The sequence below is a fragment of the Terasakiella sp. genome (genome assembly GCF_048267425.1).
Taxonomy (GTDB): domain Bacteria; phylum Pseudomonadota; class Alphaproteobacteria; order Rhodospirillales; family Terasakiellaceae; genus Terasakiella.
The window spans coordinates 164,349-177,437 of sequence record NZ_JBLWXN010000006.1; the positions used below are offsets into that span (position 1 = coordinate 164,349).

The 13,089-nt window shown below is 49.4% G+C and carries 14 protein-coding genes and 1 tRNA gene; 3 read left to right on the top strand and 12 right to left on the bottom strand.

All coding sequences use genetic code 11. From position 1 onward, the window contains the following. Positions 1 to 30: 30 nt before the first annotated feature. The 4 genes from glyS to ACN0VA_RS11255 form a co-directional block, all read right to left on the bottom strand. Positions 31 to 2,115, bottom strand: a complete 2,085-nt coding sequence (glyS, locus tag ACN0VA_RS11240; protein WP_417821244.1) for a glycine--tRNA ligase subunit beta — start codon at positions 2,113 to 2,115, stop codon at positions 31 to 33. A 2-nt stretch (positions 2,116 to 2,117) separates the two neighbouring features. After that, on the bottom strand, positions 2,118 to 3,005 hold the full coding sequence (locus tag ACN0VA_RS11245) for a glycine--tRNA ligase subunit alpha (RefSeq protein WP_417821245.1): 888 nt from the start codon (positions 3,003 to 3,005) through the stop codon (positions 2,118 to 2,120). 83 nt (positions 3,006 to 3,088) lie between these two features. Continuing rightward, positions 3,089 to 3,355 (bottom strand): hypothetical protein, encoded by a 267-nt coding sequence (locus ACN0VA_RS11250; RefSeq protein ID WP_417821246.1) that lies wholly within the window; start codon positions 3,353 to 3,355, stop codon positions 3,089 to 3,091. Positions 3,356 to 3,455: 100 nt separating this feature from the next. Further along, a complete protein-coding gene (locus ACN0VA_RS11255; protein ID WP_417821247.1) occupies positions 3,456 to 4,169 on the bottom strand; it encodes a hypothetical protein in 714 nt (237 codons plus the stop codon). Positions 4,170 to 4,447: 278 nt separating this feature from the next. Between ACN0VA_RS11255 and ACN0VA_RS11260 the strand changes: the two genes are divergently transcribed. Further along, entirely contained in the window at positions 4,448 to 6,583 is a 2,136-nt protein-coding gene (locus tag ACN0VA_RS11260) for a diguanylate cyclase domain-containing protein (RefSeq protein ID WP_417821248.1), read from the top strand. A 1-nt stretch (position 6,584) separates the two neighbouring features. Here ACN0VA_RS11260 and ACN0VA_RS11265 read toward each other — a convergent pair whose 3' ends face one another. Both ACN0VA_RS11265 and ACN0VA_RS11270 read right to left on the bottom strand, forming a co-directional pair. Beyond that, positions 6,585 to 7,373: a tRNA1(Val) (adenine(37)-N6)-methyltransferase gene (locus ACN0VA_RS11265; protein WP_417821249.1), complete on the bottom strand. Its 789-nt coding sequence runs from the start codon at positions 7,371 to 7,373 to the stop codon at positions 6,585 to 6,587. Next, positions 7,351 to 7,575, bottom strand: a complete 225-nt coding sequence (locus ACN0VA_RS11270; RefSeq protein ID WP_188667307.1) for a DUF2007 domain-containing protein — start codon at positions 7,573 to 7,575, stop codon at positions 7,351 to 7,353. Before ACN0VA_RS11270 ends, ACN0VA_RS11265 begins: the two co-directional genes overlap by 23 nt. 123 nt (positions 7,576 to 7,698) lie before the next feature. Between ACN0VA_RS11270 and ACN0VA_RS11275 the strand changes: the two genes are divergently transcribed. Beyond that, entirely contained in the window at positions 7,699 to 8,697 is a 999-nt protein-coding gene (locus tag ACN0VA_RS11275) for a polyprenyl synthetase family protein (protein ID WP_417821250.1), read from the top strand. A gap of 108 nt (positions 8,698 to 8,805) precedes the next feature. Further along, positions 8,806 to 8,882: transfer RNA gene (locus ACN0VA_RS11280), tRNA-Pro, on the top strand. Positions 8,883 to 9,173: 291 nt separating this feature from the next. Here the strand turns inward: ACN0VA_RS11280 and ACN0VA_RS11285 are convergent. The 6 genes from ACN0VA_RS11285 to ACN0VA_RS11310 are packed head-to-tail and all read right to left on the bottom strand — an operon-like array spanning position 9,174 to position 13,029. Then, positions 9,174 to 9,824 (bottom strand): hypothetical protein, encoded by a 651-nt coding sequence (locus tag ACN0VA_RS11285; protein WP_417821251.1) that lies wholly within the window; start codon positions 9,822 to 9,824, stop codon positions 9,174 to 9,176. Further along, positions 9,824 to 10,267 (bottom strand): glycoside hydrolase family protein, encoded by a 444-nt coding sequence (locus ACN0VA_RS11290; protein ID WP_417821252.1) that lies wholly within the window; start codon positions 10,265 to 10,267, stop codon positions 9,824 to 9,826. Before ACN0VA_RS11290 ends, ACN0VA_RS11285 begins: the two co-directional genes overlap by 1 nt. A 9-nt stretch (positions 10,268 to 10,276) precedes the next feature. Then, entirely contained in the window at positions 10,277 to 10,522 is a 246-nt protein-coding gene (locus ACN0VA_RS11295) for a hypothetical protein (protein WP_417821253.1), read from the bottom strand. Positions 10,523 to 10,561: 39 nt separating this feature from the next. Beyond that, the gene (locus ACN0VA_RS11300; RefSeq protein WP_417821254.1) at positions 10,562 to 11,053 is read right to left on the bottom strand and encodes a hypothetical protein; all 492 of its coding nucleotides are present in this window, start codon (positions 11,051 to 11,053) and stop codon (positions 10,562 to 10,564) included. Beyond that, positions 11,054 to 11,500, bottom strand: a complete 447-nt coding sequence (locus ACN0VA_RS11305; RefSeq protein ID WP_417821255.1) for a hypothetical protein — start codon at positions 11,498 to 11,500, stop codon at positions 11,054 to 11,056. It abuts the gene before it with no gap. An 11-nt stretch (positions 11,501 to 11,511) separates the two neighbouring features. Further along, positions 11,512 to 13,029 (bottom strand): hypothetical protein, encoded by a 1,518-nt coding sequence (locus ACN0VA_RS11310; RefSeq protein ID WP_417821256.1) that lies wholly within the window; start codon positions 13,027 to 13,029, stop codon positions 11,512 to 11,514. Between the last annotated feature and the right edge of the window lie 60 nt (positions 13,030 to 13,089).

Here is a 13,089-nt window from a genome sequence, read left to right on the forward strand (position 1 = left end):
CCTTCGGGAAACACAAATCAGGCGAACGGCTTATCCCTCCAGTTTGGAGAAATCCGCAATCCCGTCCAAAGCACGGCCAATTTGCGACAACAGGCGCAAACGGTTGGCACGTACATCGGCGTTTTCACAGTTTACCGTCACCGTCTCAAAGAACGCATCCACCGGTCCCCGCAAGGCAGCAAGAGCTGTCATTGCCTCGGCAAAACGTTCGTCTTTAAGAGCAGAGCCCAGAGTCCCCATGACTGGTTCCAGCTTCTCAAACAGTTTTTGTTCTTCATCCTGTTCCAAAAGGGATGCATCGACATCGCCGTCATATTTGACGCCGTCTTTTTTCTCTTCGATGCGAACAATGTTCATTGCGCGGCGATAAGCCGCAACCAAATTTGCCCCGTCATCATTTGACAGGAACGCTTTCAACGCCTGCACACGCGCCAACAAGCGAACAAGGTCGTCTTCATCCCCCTTGGAGAAAACAGCCGTGATCATGTCGTGTGCGATACCTTCGTCTTTCAGGTGAACCTTTAAACGATCAGCAAAGAAATCCAGCAGGCTTTGCTCGTTCGCAGACGGGTCAGCAGGAACGGAGCTCAGACCATTGACTGTGGAATAAGCCGTATGAGCCTGCGAGAAAACATTCAACAAATTCAAGCGCAGACCGTTTTCCAGTACCAGACGGATAATGCCAAGGGCCGCACGGCGCAGTGCAAACGGATCCTTGGACCCTGTCGGTTTTTCATCAATCGACCAGAAACCAACCAGCGTATCGATTTTATCCGCCAGAGAAACCGCAACGGAGTTTGGCGCACTTGGACATTCATCACCGGGGCCTTGCGGTGCATAATGCTGTGCAATGGCTTGGGCGACTTCATCCTTTTCACCTTTGCGACGGGCATAATATTCCCCCATGATCCCTTGCAGTTCCGGGAATTCATAAACCATTTCGGAAACAAGATCGGCTTTTGCCAAATGGGCCGCACGGCAAGACAGACCAAGGTCAGCCCCTTCGATCATTGAAGACAGTTCCCCGGCCAGTTTTTCCATCCGTTGAACTTTTTGCCCCATAGATCCCAGCTTGGCATGGAACAACATATCGTCCAGTTTCGGCAACAGATCTTCGAGGTTTTTCTTCAAATCCTGATCCCAGAAGAACTTTGCATCGGATAAGCGTGCCCGTAGAACACGTTCATTCCCGGCGACAATCGCCTGTCCACCATCTGGGGCAACCTTGTTGGCCACAACCACAAAACGCGGGGCCAATGTGCCATCTTCGTTCAGGCAGGAGAAATATTTTTGGTGTGAACGCATGGACGTAATCAAACATTCCTGCGGCACTTCCATAAACGCATCATCAATTTGACCTGCATGAACCACCGGCCATTCAACCAGACCCGTAACTTCATTGAGCAAACCTTCGTCGTCTTTTAAAACGAAGCCTTGTTCTTTGGCGACAGCCTCGGCTTGCTCACGAATGGCTTGTTTGCGCTCATCCTGATCCAGAATGACTTTATGTTCGCGTAAAAGCGTTTGATAGCTGGCAAAATCATCAACCGAAAAATCTTTTGGTGCCAGAAAACGGTGACCGTGGGTATAACCGCAAGAGGTCACAGGCCCGAACTCAAACGGAACAACGGCCCCGTCCATAACACACAGGATATTTTGCAACGGGCGGACCCAGCGCAAAGAATTAGAACCCCATTTCATAGACTTGGGCCAAGGTAACGCGTTCAATGCTGCAACAAGAATTTCCGGCAAGACCAAAATGGTATCTTGCCCAGTCTTTTCGATCACAGCAACGTAGAAACTGCCTTTTTTGCCTTCTTGAATTTCGCATTGATCCAACGTCAGCCCGGTTGATCCCAAAAAACCTTGAATGGCTTTTTCCGGGGCATCGACCTTCGGCCCTTTGCGTTCTTCGCGCACATCGGGTTGTTTTTGCGGCAACCCATCAATGACAAGCGCAAGACGACGCGGTGTTACATAACTACGCGCATCACTATATGCCAAACCGGCCTTATCCAAACCTTCACACACAAGACGTTTCAGGTCATTTGCAGCACGCACTTGCATACGAGCCGGAATTTCTTCGCTTAAAATTTCCAGTAACAGCTCAGCCATTTTTATGCCTCCTCACCTGTCTGTGTCTTCATCCAGGCTTCGCAGCAGCCTTTTGCCATTGCCCGTACACGCCCGATATAAGCGGCACGTTCCGTCACGGAGATAACCCCGCGCGCATCCAGAAGGTTAAAGGTATGGCTGGCGCGCACACATTGTTCATAAGCAGGCAACGCAAGCGGTTTATCCAAGTTCAACAAGTGTTGGCATTGTGTTTCGGCATCGCGGAAATGCTGGAACAAAATATCGGTATTGGAGTGTTCAAAGTTGAAGGCTGATTGTTCGCGCTCATTTTGCAGGAACACATCACCGTAGGAAACGCCTTCCCCATTGTAATCCAGATCATAGACGTTTTCCACGCCCTGAATATACATCGCCAAACGTTCCAGACCATATGTCAATTCAACCGAGACCGGATCACATTCAATCCCGCCGACCTGTTGGAAATATGTAAACTGGGTGACTTCCATACCGTCCAGCCAGACTTCCCAGCCGAGCCCCCAAGCCCCTAATGTCGGGCTTTCCCAGTCATCTTCGACAAAACGAATATCGTGCAGGTCCGTATCGATCCCCAAATGTTTAAGAGATTCCAGATATAAATCCTGTGAATTATCCGGGGACGGCTTCAAAACAACCTGAAACTGGTAATAGTGCTGCAAACGGTTGGGGTTTTCCCCATAACGACCATCGACAGGACGGCGCGACGGTTGTACATACGCGGCTTTCCACGGTTTCGGACCCAACGTGCGCAAGGTCGTTGCCGGGTGGAAAGTCCCTGCCCCCACTTCCATATCGTAGGGTTGCAGAATGACACATCCTTTTTCCGCCCAGAAATTCTGGAGAGACAGGATCAGGTTTTGAAAACAGGTTTTTTTATTGGGTGTCGTGCCCATAGTCTTCACAATCTTTAAAAAACGTTTGTTGCAGCGCGAAAAAACTAGCTGATAAGTCTACATCAGGTCAAGTTCGTTCGCGATTATTTATCATAAGGACAGTTCTCTTTGCCACAGCCCGATTTTTTATCGGCAATGACATAATCACCGCAGGTGGGGCAAGCGACCAGTTCTTCGAAATCCGCATCTTTAGAACGGGGCTGGCCCGCCGACGTGCGATCATGGCGCGCCGCGTGCTTGGTCTTCTTTTTTTGATCGGCCTGCAAACGATTTAACCATTTGAAACCGTACCAAACGGCCGCAATGATCAAAGCGGTAAACAGGATCTTATTCGGGCTTAAGCCAAACATCGGTCTAAACAATCCTTACGACAGAAATAGCGAAAGGGCAGTTTTAGCAAAGCTGCCCTCCTCAAGAAATAGATTTTTTATTTGTTTTGAAGATACGAACCTAACTCCCAGCCTTGAAGTCTTCCGAAAACTGATTGAACGATTCAAACGCATCGGGGTCACGTCGTTTTTTCTTCTTCTGCTTTTGCTTGTTTTTTTCTTCAACGGACGGACGCCCCGCAGGCTGCTTGGAAGTCGGCGGCGGCGGTGGAGATGGCTTGCTTTTAATCGCAGATTTTTCAGCACCTGAAGGCGACGCGCTCACATTGCTTTTATCAATAACCGCTGCCATGTCCGGTGCTTCTTCACTCGGTCCAGTCATAACACGAGGGACTTCCAGATCCCCTAAGGGGCTGGACATTGCGCCAGACGGCATAGAACTATTTGAACTGGCCTGATGATTATAAGAAGGCTTGACGCCCTGATTTTGCTGCATATTTTGCATCTGAACCTGCAAGGAAGTAATATCTGCGCGCAGTCGTTCCACCTCTTTCGTCATTTCGCCGAAAGTTTCTTCCAAATGACCTTCCATGCTTTCCTTGAAACGTTTTCCTTCGGATTTATTTTCGTCGCGCATCCAGTTGACGCGTTGCTTGGTATCTTTTTCAACCCATTCCTGAAGTTCTTTGACTTTTTTATCAAAATCCTTACGCACGCCCACTTTGACGTCGTAAATAGAATTAGCAACATTGCCCAGATAATAGACAATGAAAAAGCCAACCAAAACCGCAACGGCAACCCCTACGGTAATGGCAATCGTCGCCGTACCGCTCATTTAGCGCCCTTCCCTCGTTAAAAACAACCGCCTCATGGGGCATACTGTGTCAACACGATTAGACATTATTCGTTTTATACTCGTCATTTTCAGATCATGTAAACTTCCCTACAGACTACATGAACTCACAATAAACACCATAAAAAACTATGCTTTGCCATTATTTAAAAAGGCTTTGTGGTTGATTAAAGTCAGGTACTAAGCAATCATGTATGTTAGACTATTCGAAAATACATCTATGTAAAATAGAGAAATGAAAGGTCAGCATGGAACTGAATGTGAAAAAGAATAACGAAGATATTTCACAAGCACTCGCATGGAACAAGGATGCGTTAGTCAACAGTTTCATCCTAAAACCGGTCTATTGGTTGCTCCCCATTGCGATCTGGAGCATCATCGTTCTGACATCCTATTTACATAATGTCTCTCAAATTCAAAATAATATCGAGGAAATGGCCACAAACAAAGGTCGCTTTGTCTTTTCGATGATTGAAGATGTTCGCCTTTGGAACGCCCGTCACGGCGGCGTATATGTCCCGCGCACCCAGAAAACGCCCTCCAATCCGTACCTCATAGACGACACCAAAGATGTCACGACAGATATCGGGCAAGAGTTAACCAAACTAAACCCTGCCTATATGACCCGTCAGCTTGGTGACGTGATCCGCGAAAACAGCGATACTTCAATTCACATTACCAGCCTTGTCCCCATCAACCCGGATAACACCCCGGATGAATGGGAAGCTTCGGCCCTTAGCACTTTTGAAAAACGCGCCCGCGAACAGTTTGAATTTGTCTCCTTGAATGGTGATACTCAGTTTCGATACATGGCCCCCCTCATCACCAAACAAGCCTGCATGGGGTGCCATGAACATCAGGGCTATAAGGTCGGTGATGTCCGCGGTGGTATCAGTGTATCTTTTGACGCCTCCCCCTTCCTAAACGCACAAAATACCCAGATTGCCAGCCAACGCATGATCCATATCGTTACGTGGCTGTTGCTGTGTAGCTTAAGCTTGCTTGCCTTATTCAGCTTGCGTCACCATCTCGCGATTTTATTGACTGTCAACGAAGAACAGGAAGCTATTGTCAACCTGCGCACCAAAGACTTGCGTGAAGAATCAAAGAAACGCCATGAAGCACAAGCACAATTTCGCCGGTTCATTGATGCATCCGCCGAAGGAATTGTTGCATTGGACGCACAAGGCATCTGTACGTTTGCCAACCTCAAAGCCGCGCAATTGCTGCATCTAAGCAGTCCTGACGACTTAATTGGACGAAACTTTGATGACGTCAGCAGGTATCACAGCCGGGCTGAGAACAACACGGCTGTGCTCACAATTGCCGATGCCGTTCGCTCTGGTCACGAAACCGGCAGTGACAGCGAACATTTCAGACGCTCTACGGGTGAGGCCTTTCCCGTTGAATATTACGTTGCTCCTGTTCACGAAAATCAGAACCTTATCGGCGCAGTCCTGACTTTCAGTGACATTACAAAGCGTAAAGAACGCGACAGTGAACTTCTCAAGCTCTCGACCGCTGTTGAAGAAAGCCCTGCTTCTACCATCATTACAGATTCCAATGGCAGAATCGAATATGTCAATAAACGCTTCAGCGAAAGCACAGGATTCACAAAAGACGAGCTTATTGGCAAAACCCCGCGCCTGTTGAAATCAGGTTACACCCCACCCGAAGTTTATCACAGCATGTGGACGAACCTGCGCGCAGGCAAAAGCTGGCATGGGGAACTGTTAAACAAAAAGAAAGACGGTAGCCTGTTTTGGGAAGAAACATTGATTTCCCCCATTAAGCACAATGGCGAAGTTACACACTTTGTCGCTGTCAAACGTGACATCACCGGTTATAAATCGGAAATGGACGAAGCATGGCGACAGGCCAATTACGATGCCTTGACCAAATTGCCCAACCGCAACCTGTTTGAAGACCGACTTGAAAATGCCGTTGCCTTGGCCCAACGCGAAGAACGTAATCTCGCCTTGCTCTTTATCGATCTGGATGGTTTCAAACAAATCAATGACAGCTATGGGCATGATGCCGGCGATTTTGTTTTACAAACCACCGCCGAACGCCTGCAATCCTGCCTGCGACACAGTGACACGGCAGCCCGTTTAGGCGGCGATGAATTTACCATCATCATCCAGGATGCCACATCGATTGAAGCCATTGAAAATGTTGCCGACAAAATCATTCGCGAAACCGCACAAGAAATGACGTATAAACAAAACGTATTTGCTGTTTCTGCCTCTATCGGGATTGCCGTTCTACCACGCGATGCCAACAGCGCAAAAGACCTTGTTCGCTTTGCCGATGTCGCCATGTACATCGCCAAACAGCGCGGCAAAAACGGCTATTATCACTATGCAGACTTTATAAAAGGCCAGCCTCAAATTTAAATCACGGTTTTAAAACCAAACCGTCACCCTCTTGTAAGATTGCCTTAGCCTTTTTTGAATAACTGCCGTCATCTTCGTGAACCACCAAACCATTTGCAAATGTCAGCTGCGTTTTAATGCCTTTTCGCCCTTGCAGGATAAACCGTTTGGCTCCGCGCGCTTGCGTCCCTGTTGGACTCATTGACCAGATGGGAAACAAAATTAATTCCCCCAACCGCCCTTTGAAGGCCGCTAGTGTTTCTTCCAGACGTTCGACCCGGTTGATAAATGTAACGGTCCCCTTTGGCTTGGTCATACGCAACATATAATCCACCCAGTTTTGCAAGCTTGCGCCTTCTGCCACCTCCATATGGGCACGGGCCTTGATTTCATTGGGGGGGCGATGCCCTGATCCGGCCTCGTAAAACGGGGGGTTTGCCATAACATGATCAAATGAATTGGGTACCGGATCCATAGGACGACTGAGCAAATCCGCACAGACAAAACGGGCGCGATCTTCCATATCATTCAAGACACGATTTTTCTGCGCAATATCCACCAATGTGTCCTGAATATCAATTCCACACAGATGCACCCCGGCCACCCGCGCAGCCAGACAAAAACTCGCCGCCCCCACGCCACAACCAACATCCAAAATGCATTGCCCTGCACGTGCAGGGATACTCGCGGCCAACAAAACCGGGTCCGTTGCCGCCCGATAGCCATCAACAGGCTGTAACAGGCGGACTTTTCCACCCAAAAACAAATCTTCGCTTAGGGGCAACCCATTATTCACAAGCCATTTCTCCATCCTGCAAGCTTTTCAGCAAACGTTTGGCGCGGTCGTAATGTTCATCAATCACCATGATGCGACTGGACGCCACAGACATTTCACCGGGAAAAAGACTGCCCACATATCCGTCGAAGGTATCAAACTCTATCCCTTCTGAATCAAGGTGATACTTAAGAGCCGAGAGCAATACCAAATCGCCAGTGGCAACTAACTCTTTCATAAAATAACATCCCCCCTTCCAAGAGCCGCGCAAACCTGCTATTTGACTTGTGCGCTGTGTTTTTATTGGATGATTTAACCAGAAAACACAAGGCTATACTATAATTTATCGGTTATGGATAACATGGATAAGCACTCATCAGGCCCTTCAGCAGTTGAAACCCTCACCAATCTGGTGGCAGACGATCTTAAGGCAGTCAACGCCGCGATTTTAGAGCGTATGCAAAGCCCCGTCGCCCTCATTCCTCAACTGGCCGGTCATATCATTGCTGCCGGTGGAAAGCGACTGCGCCCGATGCTCACCCTTGCAAGCGCCCAGTTACTTGATTACCAAGGTAGCAAGCACGTCGGCCTAGCCGCTTGTGTAGAATTCATCCATACCGCGACTCTGCTCCATGATGATGTGGTGGATGAAAGCGATTTACGCCGTGGACAAGACAGCGCCAATGCCATCTGGGGCAACAAGGCCAGCGTTCTGGTCGGTGATTTCTTATTCAGCCGCAGCTTTGAATTGATGGTACAAGCCGACAGCTTGAAAGTGATGGAAATTCTTTCCCATGCCTCTTCCGTCATTGCAGAAGGCGAAGTTCTCCAGCTGATTACCGCCAACGATGCCGATACGACCGAAGATGCCTACCTCGAAGTGATTCAGGCCAAGACGGCACAGTTGTTCGCCGCTGCCTGCCATGTTGGCGGCCTTGTAGCAGGCGCAACCCCGGAACAAGAAGAAGCCTTGCAATCTTACGGAAACAATCTTGGAATCGCCTTTCAGCTTATTGATGACGCGCTTGATTACAGCGCAAAACAGGCCGAACTGGGCAAAGCTGTCGGGGATGACTTCCGCGATGGCAAGATGACCCTTCCGGTGATTCTGGCGGTTGCCCGCGGGGATGACGAAGAAAAAGCCTTCTGGAAACGCACACAAGAAGATCAAGACTTTCAAGACGGTGATCTGGAACGCGCCCTGAACTTGCTGCAAAAACATAATACATTGGACGATACTGTCGCTCGGGCACGCCAATACGGCGAAAAGGCCATTGCCGATCTGGATATTTTCCCCCAAAGCCCCGCCAGAGAAGCCCTGAAAGGCATCGTGGAATTCTGCATCGAACGGGCCTATTAAAAAAAATATTTTTGGGCTTGCCACGCCTGTTCTGACAGGCTATATACCGCCACACAAAATCGAAACGGTGTCCCGAAAACAACACTCACCGCTTTGACATATCGGTAACGGGAAGTAGCTCAGCCTGGTAGAGCACTGTCTTCGGGAGGCAGGGGCCGGAGGTTCGAATCCTCTCTTCCCGACCAATAAAATCAAGGACTTAGAGATATCTTTCTCTAGGTCCTTTTTATTTTTGGGGACGTTAACGGGGACGCTACGCCCTATTGCGAGCCTCATTATAAACGCAAAAAAAACGCCCCACCGAAGCAGGGCGTTTCTTAATCTGGTGACTAACGAATATGGGTATAAACGTTAGTTAAGGGGTAATAGGTAACGATCATGTGAGTTCGATGAAATGGAGGTAAGGCATCCATCCCCCACCATCGGAGCCAACAGGCAAATTGAGCAGTCAAGAATCCTTGCAGCATGTGAGCCTCCTACTTGCCAAAAATATTCTTCACAGAACTGACGAACCCGCCCACCGATCCGGTGATATCAGCGACACTGACGCTATCCTTCTGCCCAACAGCCTTACCGACTTCGCGCATGCCCATATAGGTCATAATCACGCCAGCCGCCCAACCGATCATATTTGTGTAAAGATCGTTCAGCACACCATCCAAGGCGATAAGGGCAATCTGGTTGGGATGCTCTGCAAAGGCTGCGTCCAATGCGTTATAGATCGAGAGCAACAAATTTGTTGCCACAGTTGCCAGTGGCGGGAAGACAACAGCAATAACCATCCAGCGAACCGCCCAAGGTCGTGTCGTCATCCGCATCTTGGCGATAGCACCTCGTTGACGTTCCGGTATGGCGTTGAGTGTGCCCGCGTCGATCCGCCCGCCCTGCTGTTCAAGCCTATGTGTGATCGCTGTGTATAGATCAAGCTCTGCACGCATGCGATTAACGAAGACTTCCTGCTGGTCAGGGGGTAAGTTCTCGTATTCGCGTTTTAGGTCTTCGGGGTGTACGGAGCTTGAGGGCTCACCTGTCACCTCTTCAATCACTTTCTTACCTACATCAAACAGCTCGGACACCTGCCCGACAGCAGAGAAGATAGCCGGGAGGGCTGCGAGAAAAGCGACCATCAGACACACTCCTTAAACAGATTGGCGTTATCGATCGCACGCTGGCCCACCTGTTGCGCCCACCGGGAATCAAGTGCCTCGGTTGCCGCGTCTTTAAAGCGCCCCTCCTGCAAAGCCGTAAGCATCTTGCGGAAGGTCATCAGGCGAGGCAGGCCCATATTAAAGTGCATATCAGCCACGGCTCGTTGTGCCGGTTCTGGCAGGTCGGCAATCCACGGCATTGCTGCGTATAGCTCCTTTAAAAGACGGTTCACACGTAGCGAAAGGAGGGCGAGAATTTCATCACTATCAAGGCCTTCATGCAGGTTAATACCGACGCCAATAGTGAGTTTGCCCTTTAGCGTGTCGCCAGTGTTAAATTCCTTCCCTGTGGCGTCGTCATAAGGTTTGCTGCGAATACCTTCGTGCCGGGATAGGTCTTTCTTATATTGGTCAATATCCATAATAATCTCCTACTCGGCAGGTAAGTGAATTTCACCGTCAAGTTTCCGCTCGATCCGTTCCAACACACGGGTCATGCGGCCCTCAACGTCTTTAAGGTAATTGATTGTCGCGTATTGCTTAGCCACATCCAGTTTGTAGTCGGTCAGTTCTTTCCGGGTGCTAATGATCAGCCAGAACAGCCCGCCAATTGCCGGAAGAATGACCAAACTCAGCCAAGGCAAAAGCGCTTCCAATTTCATATCTCCTATTTCCATTCTCTCAGCCTCCATGTTCAGGCCGATCTCGTTGTTTCTCTAAGCCTCTGCCCAGATAATCAGTTTCCAGTTTGCTGAGGTTAAAGTTTCACTCCCGCCGTTATCACGTCGAATAAGCAGAATTGGCCCACCACCACCAAAGACACCCGTTGTCGTGCCTATTTTTGCATGGACATGTGTTGCATCAACACTGACAGCGACGTTATGGTTATTCCCACCAACGCCAATATTTTGGTTGGGAAAGTCGATAATCTCCCCCGCTAAATACCCTCGTTCCGCAAGAATGCATTTCAGCTTCAGGCCATGTTTTTGGGGAATAACGCCAAGACCATGTTCCCAATCAATAGCAGCACTTGCCGTTATCGTATATTCAGCGGAAACTTGACGCTTTGTCGTGACAGGTGTTACCGAGGGATCAAGCGCGTCTGCGCCCACTGCATTTGTGGCCAGCTTATCAGACGTGATACTGCCAGCCGGAATGTGCGCAGCTGTGAGGCCGCGTGCCATTTCCGCAAGATTGCGCCCGCTCATTTAAGCGTCCTCCGCGTCGGCCCATTCAGGCAGGGTCTTGATTGCGTTGTACAAGTCTTCGCGGGTGACTTCCTGAATGCCGGTGATATCAAGTTCCGGTGTTGAGGTAGGTCCCGTAAATGGCGCGACGCTTTCCAGTTCTTTTTGCTTGTTTTTAATTTCCACTTCCTTGGAAAGAAGGCTCAGTTGCGCCTGCGTCATCGCGCTTTCATCTTTTGCCTTGTGTGCATCCAGTATGGCTTGATGTAGGGCCGCATGATCATTCTGGAGGGTTGCCATATCTGCAATTGCAAGCTTGTGTGCCTGCCGTGTTGCCGCGTCTTTATAGGATTGGATCATACACACCGCGATACCGTCATAATTGATGGATGCCCCAACAATGTGGTGATATGCGTTTTCGACCGGTGGCAAAGACGGGTGTGTTTTAACGGAAAGAATAAGGGCCATAATATAATTCCTTAAGCGTTTGCAAGAACTGTGATGGTGCCGGATGAGCCGCGCCAAACGAGGGCACCGGCTGACGAATAAAGGGTGCCGCCGCCTGTATTGTTTGATGCTGGCACTGAGGTTGTGTTGTTGACATCAAAGTTACCGGCTGCGGAAATTTTGGCCTTGATCTGACTGTTCGTACCAAGATAAAGATTGCCGGCTTCTGCGTTCCATAACCATAAATCCGCCCCATCGTGCTGGATCAAGCCGCCGTTGTTAGTGCCGGATCCCGTCGCGTTATTAGTCAGCATCAAGTTTGCATTTGAGGCCCCGCCGTTGATCTCAACGTTTGTACCGCTGGACCACTTCAAAGGCGACGTTGTGCCGATACCAAGTGACCCATCCGCATCAAGGGCCATACGGGACTGGTACGAACCTGTTTTACTTGTCCCAAAAATCAGCTTCGTACTTCCGCCAGTGCTGTTCGGCCCTATTTCACCCACGCCAGAAGCCCCGTTATAGGTCAGCGCAAGGCGGTTTGTTGTATGCCCGCCAGTTCCATGAATATTAACACCACCCGTCAAAACGATATCTTCGAGTGTTTTGTTGAGAAGCGTTTGCGTGTTGAGAGTTCCGACGAATGCACCCTGCACACCGTGTACGTTTGACGTTTTCGTTTCATGGTCAGTGACATCAAATGAACCGAACGCGCGGATTGTAACAACATCGCCAGCGGTTAATGCTGCAAGCCCTGTAATACTGGTCCCATTTGTCGCGGTGAAATCAACACCGTCCTCAAGTAGCGCCCCGTTCATCTCCACGATGATCACACCCGGCACATAGGACAAGGTGTTTGCGTTATCGTCGGGGCCGGATAAAGAGGTTTCGCCGCCCGTTGCGGTGTATTTAAAAACGGAATATGTATTTTGAGCCGCCGTTTGGGCCTCGTCACGGTAGGTTTGTGCAAGGTCGCGGGCCGCTTCTGATCCTGCTTTAGCTGCCTCCGATCCAGTTTGAGCAGTCTCGGCATTTGCTTGAGCCGTCTCCGCTGCTGTCTGAGCGGTTTGCGCCCCTACCATGTGTGCATTCGCATCCGCAACGGCCTGAATAATATTATTAAGCAAGTTGTCCGGCAAATCAGTTGTAGAAATACCAACTTTAACCGCACGAGAAAGCTCTTCTCTGAGGTAAAGAACTTGCATCACGATTTGGTCAAACACTGCTTCGTGGTTAGGCCCGATATATCCGCCATGCAAGGGGAATGACGCACCTTGCGTCCACGGTGGATTGCGCCGGAATGTCAGTGTCTCACTTGCTGGCAGAGGGCTTCCTGATAATGGATATGTAACCGTTCCACCTGCTGAATTACCAACGCTATCTACGCTATAATGAGTGCCTTCTGTGAGAACCGTTTCTATACCATCAGCATCGGCATGAATAACTTCAAGGTGCGATGATGCAATAACGAGGAACTCGTAGCCAAAGCTTGTGTTGGTTCCATCGCCGGATAACGGGCCTGTTTTCGTTGTCTCAGAAGAAAAACTCATAACTCACCTCAGTTGTGATTTTAACAACTTATATCATATAAAGATGCCCATCGAAAGGAT

Coding starts and splice junctions, on each gene's coding strand:
- glyS (WP_417821244.1), bottom strand. CDS start 2,115: ATGGCTGAGCTGTTACTGGAAATTTTAAGCGAAGAAATTCCGGCTCGT.
- ACN0VA_RS11245 (WP_417821245.1), bottom strand. CDS start 3,005: ATGGGCACGACACCCAATAAAAAAACCTGTTTTCAAAACCTGATCCTG.
- ACN0VA_RS11250 (WP_417821246.1), bottom strand. CDS start 3,355: ATGTTTGGCTTAAGCCCGAATAAGATCCTGTTTACCGCTTTGATCATT.
- ACN0VA_RS11255 (WP_417821247.1), bottom strand. CDS start 4,169: ATGAGCGGTACGGCGACGATTGCCATTACCGTAGGGGTTGCCGTTGCG.
- ACN0VA_RS11265 (WP_417821249.1), bottom strand. CDS start 7,373: ATGGAGAAATGGCTTGTGAATAATGGGTTGCCCCTAAGCGAAGATTTG.
- ACN0VA_RS11270 (WP_188667307.1), bottom strand. CDS start 7,575: ATGAAAGAGTTAGTTGCCACTGGCGATTTGGTATTGCTCTCGGCTCTT.
- ACN0VA_RS11275 (WP_417821250.1), top strand. CDS start 7,699: ATGGATAAGCACTCATCAGGCCCTTCAGCAGTTGAAACCCTCACCAAT.
- ACN0VA_RS11285 (WP_417821251.1), bottom strand. CDS start 9,824: ATGGTCGCTTTTCTCGCAGCCCTCCCGGCTATCTTCTCTGCTGTCGGG.
- ACN0VA_RS11290 (WP_417821252.1), bottom strand. CDS start 10,267: ATGGATATTGACCAATATAAGAAAGACCTATCCCGGCACGAAGGTATT.
- ACN0VA_RS11295 (WP_417821253.1), bottom strand. CDS start 10,522: ATGGAAATAGGAGATATGAAATTGGAAGCGCTTTTGCCTTGGCTGAGT.
- ACN0VA_RS11300 (WP_417821254.1), bottom strand. CDS start 11,053: ATGAGCGGGCGCAATCTTGCGGAAATGGCACGCGGCCTCACAGCTGCG.
- ACN0VA_RS11305 (WP_417821255.1), bottom strand. CDS start 11,500: ATGGCCCTTATTCTTTCCGTTAAAACACACCCGTCTTTGCCACCGGTC.
- ACN0VA_RS11310 (WP_417821256.1), bottom strand. CDS start 13,029: ATGAGTTTTTCTTCTGAGACAACGAAAACAGGCCCGTTATCCGGCGAT.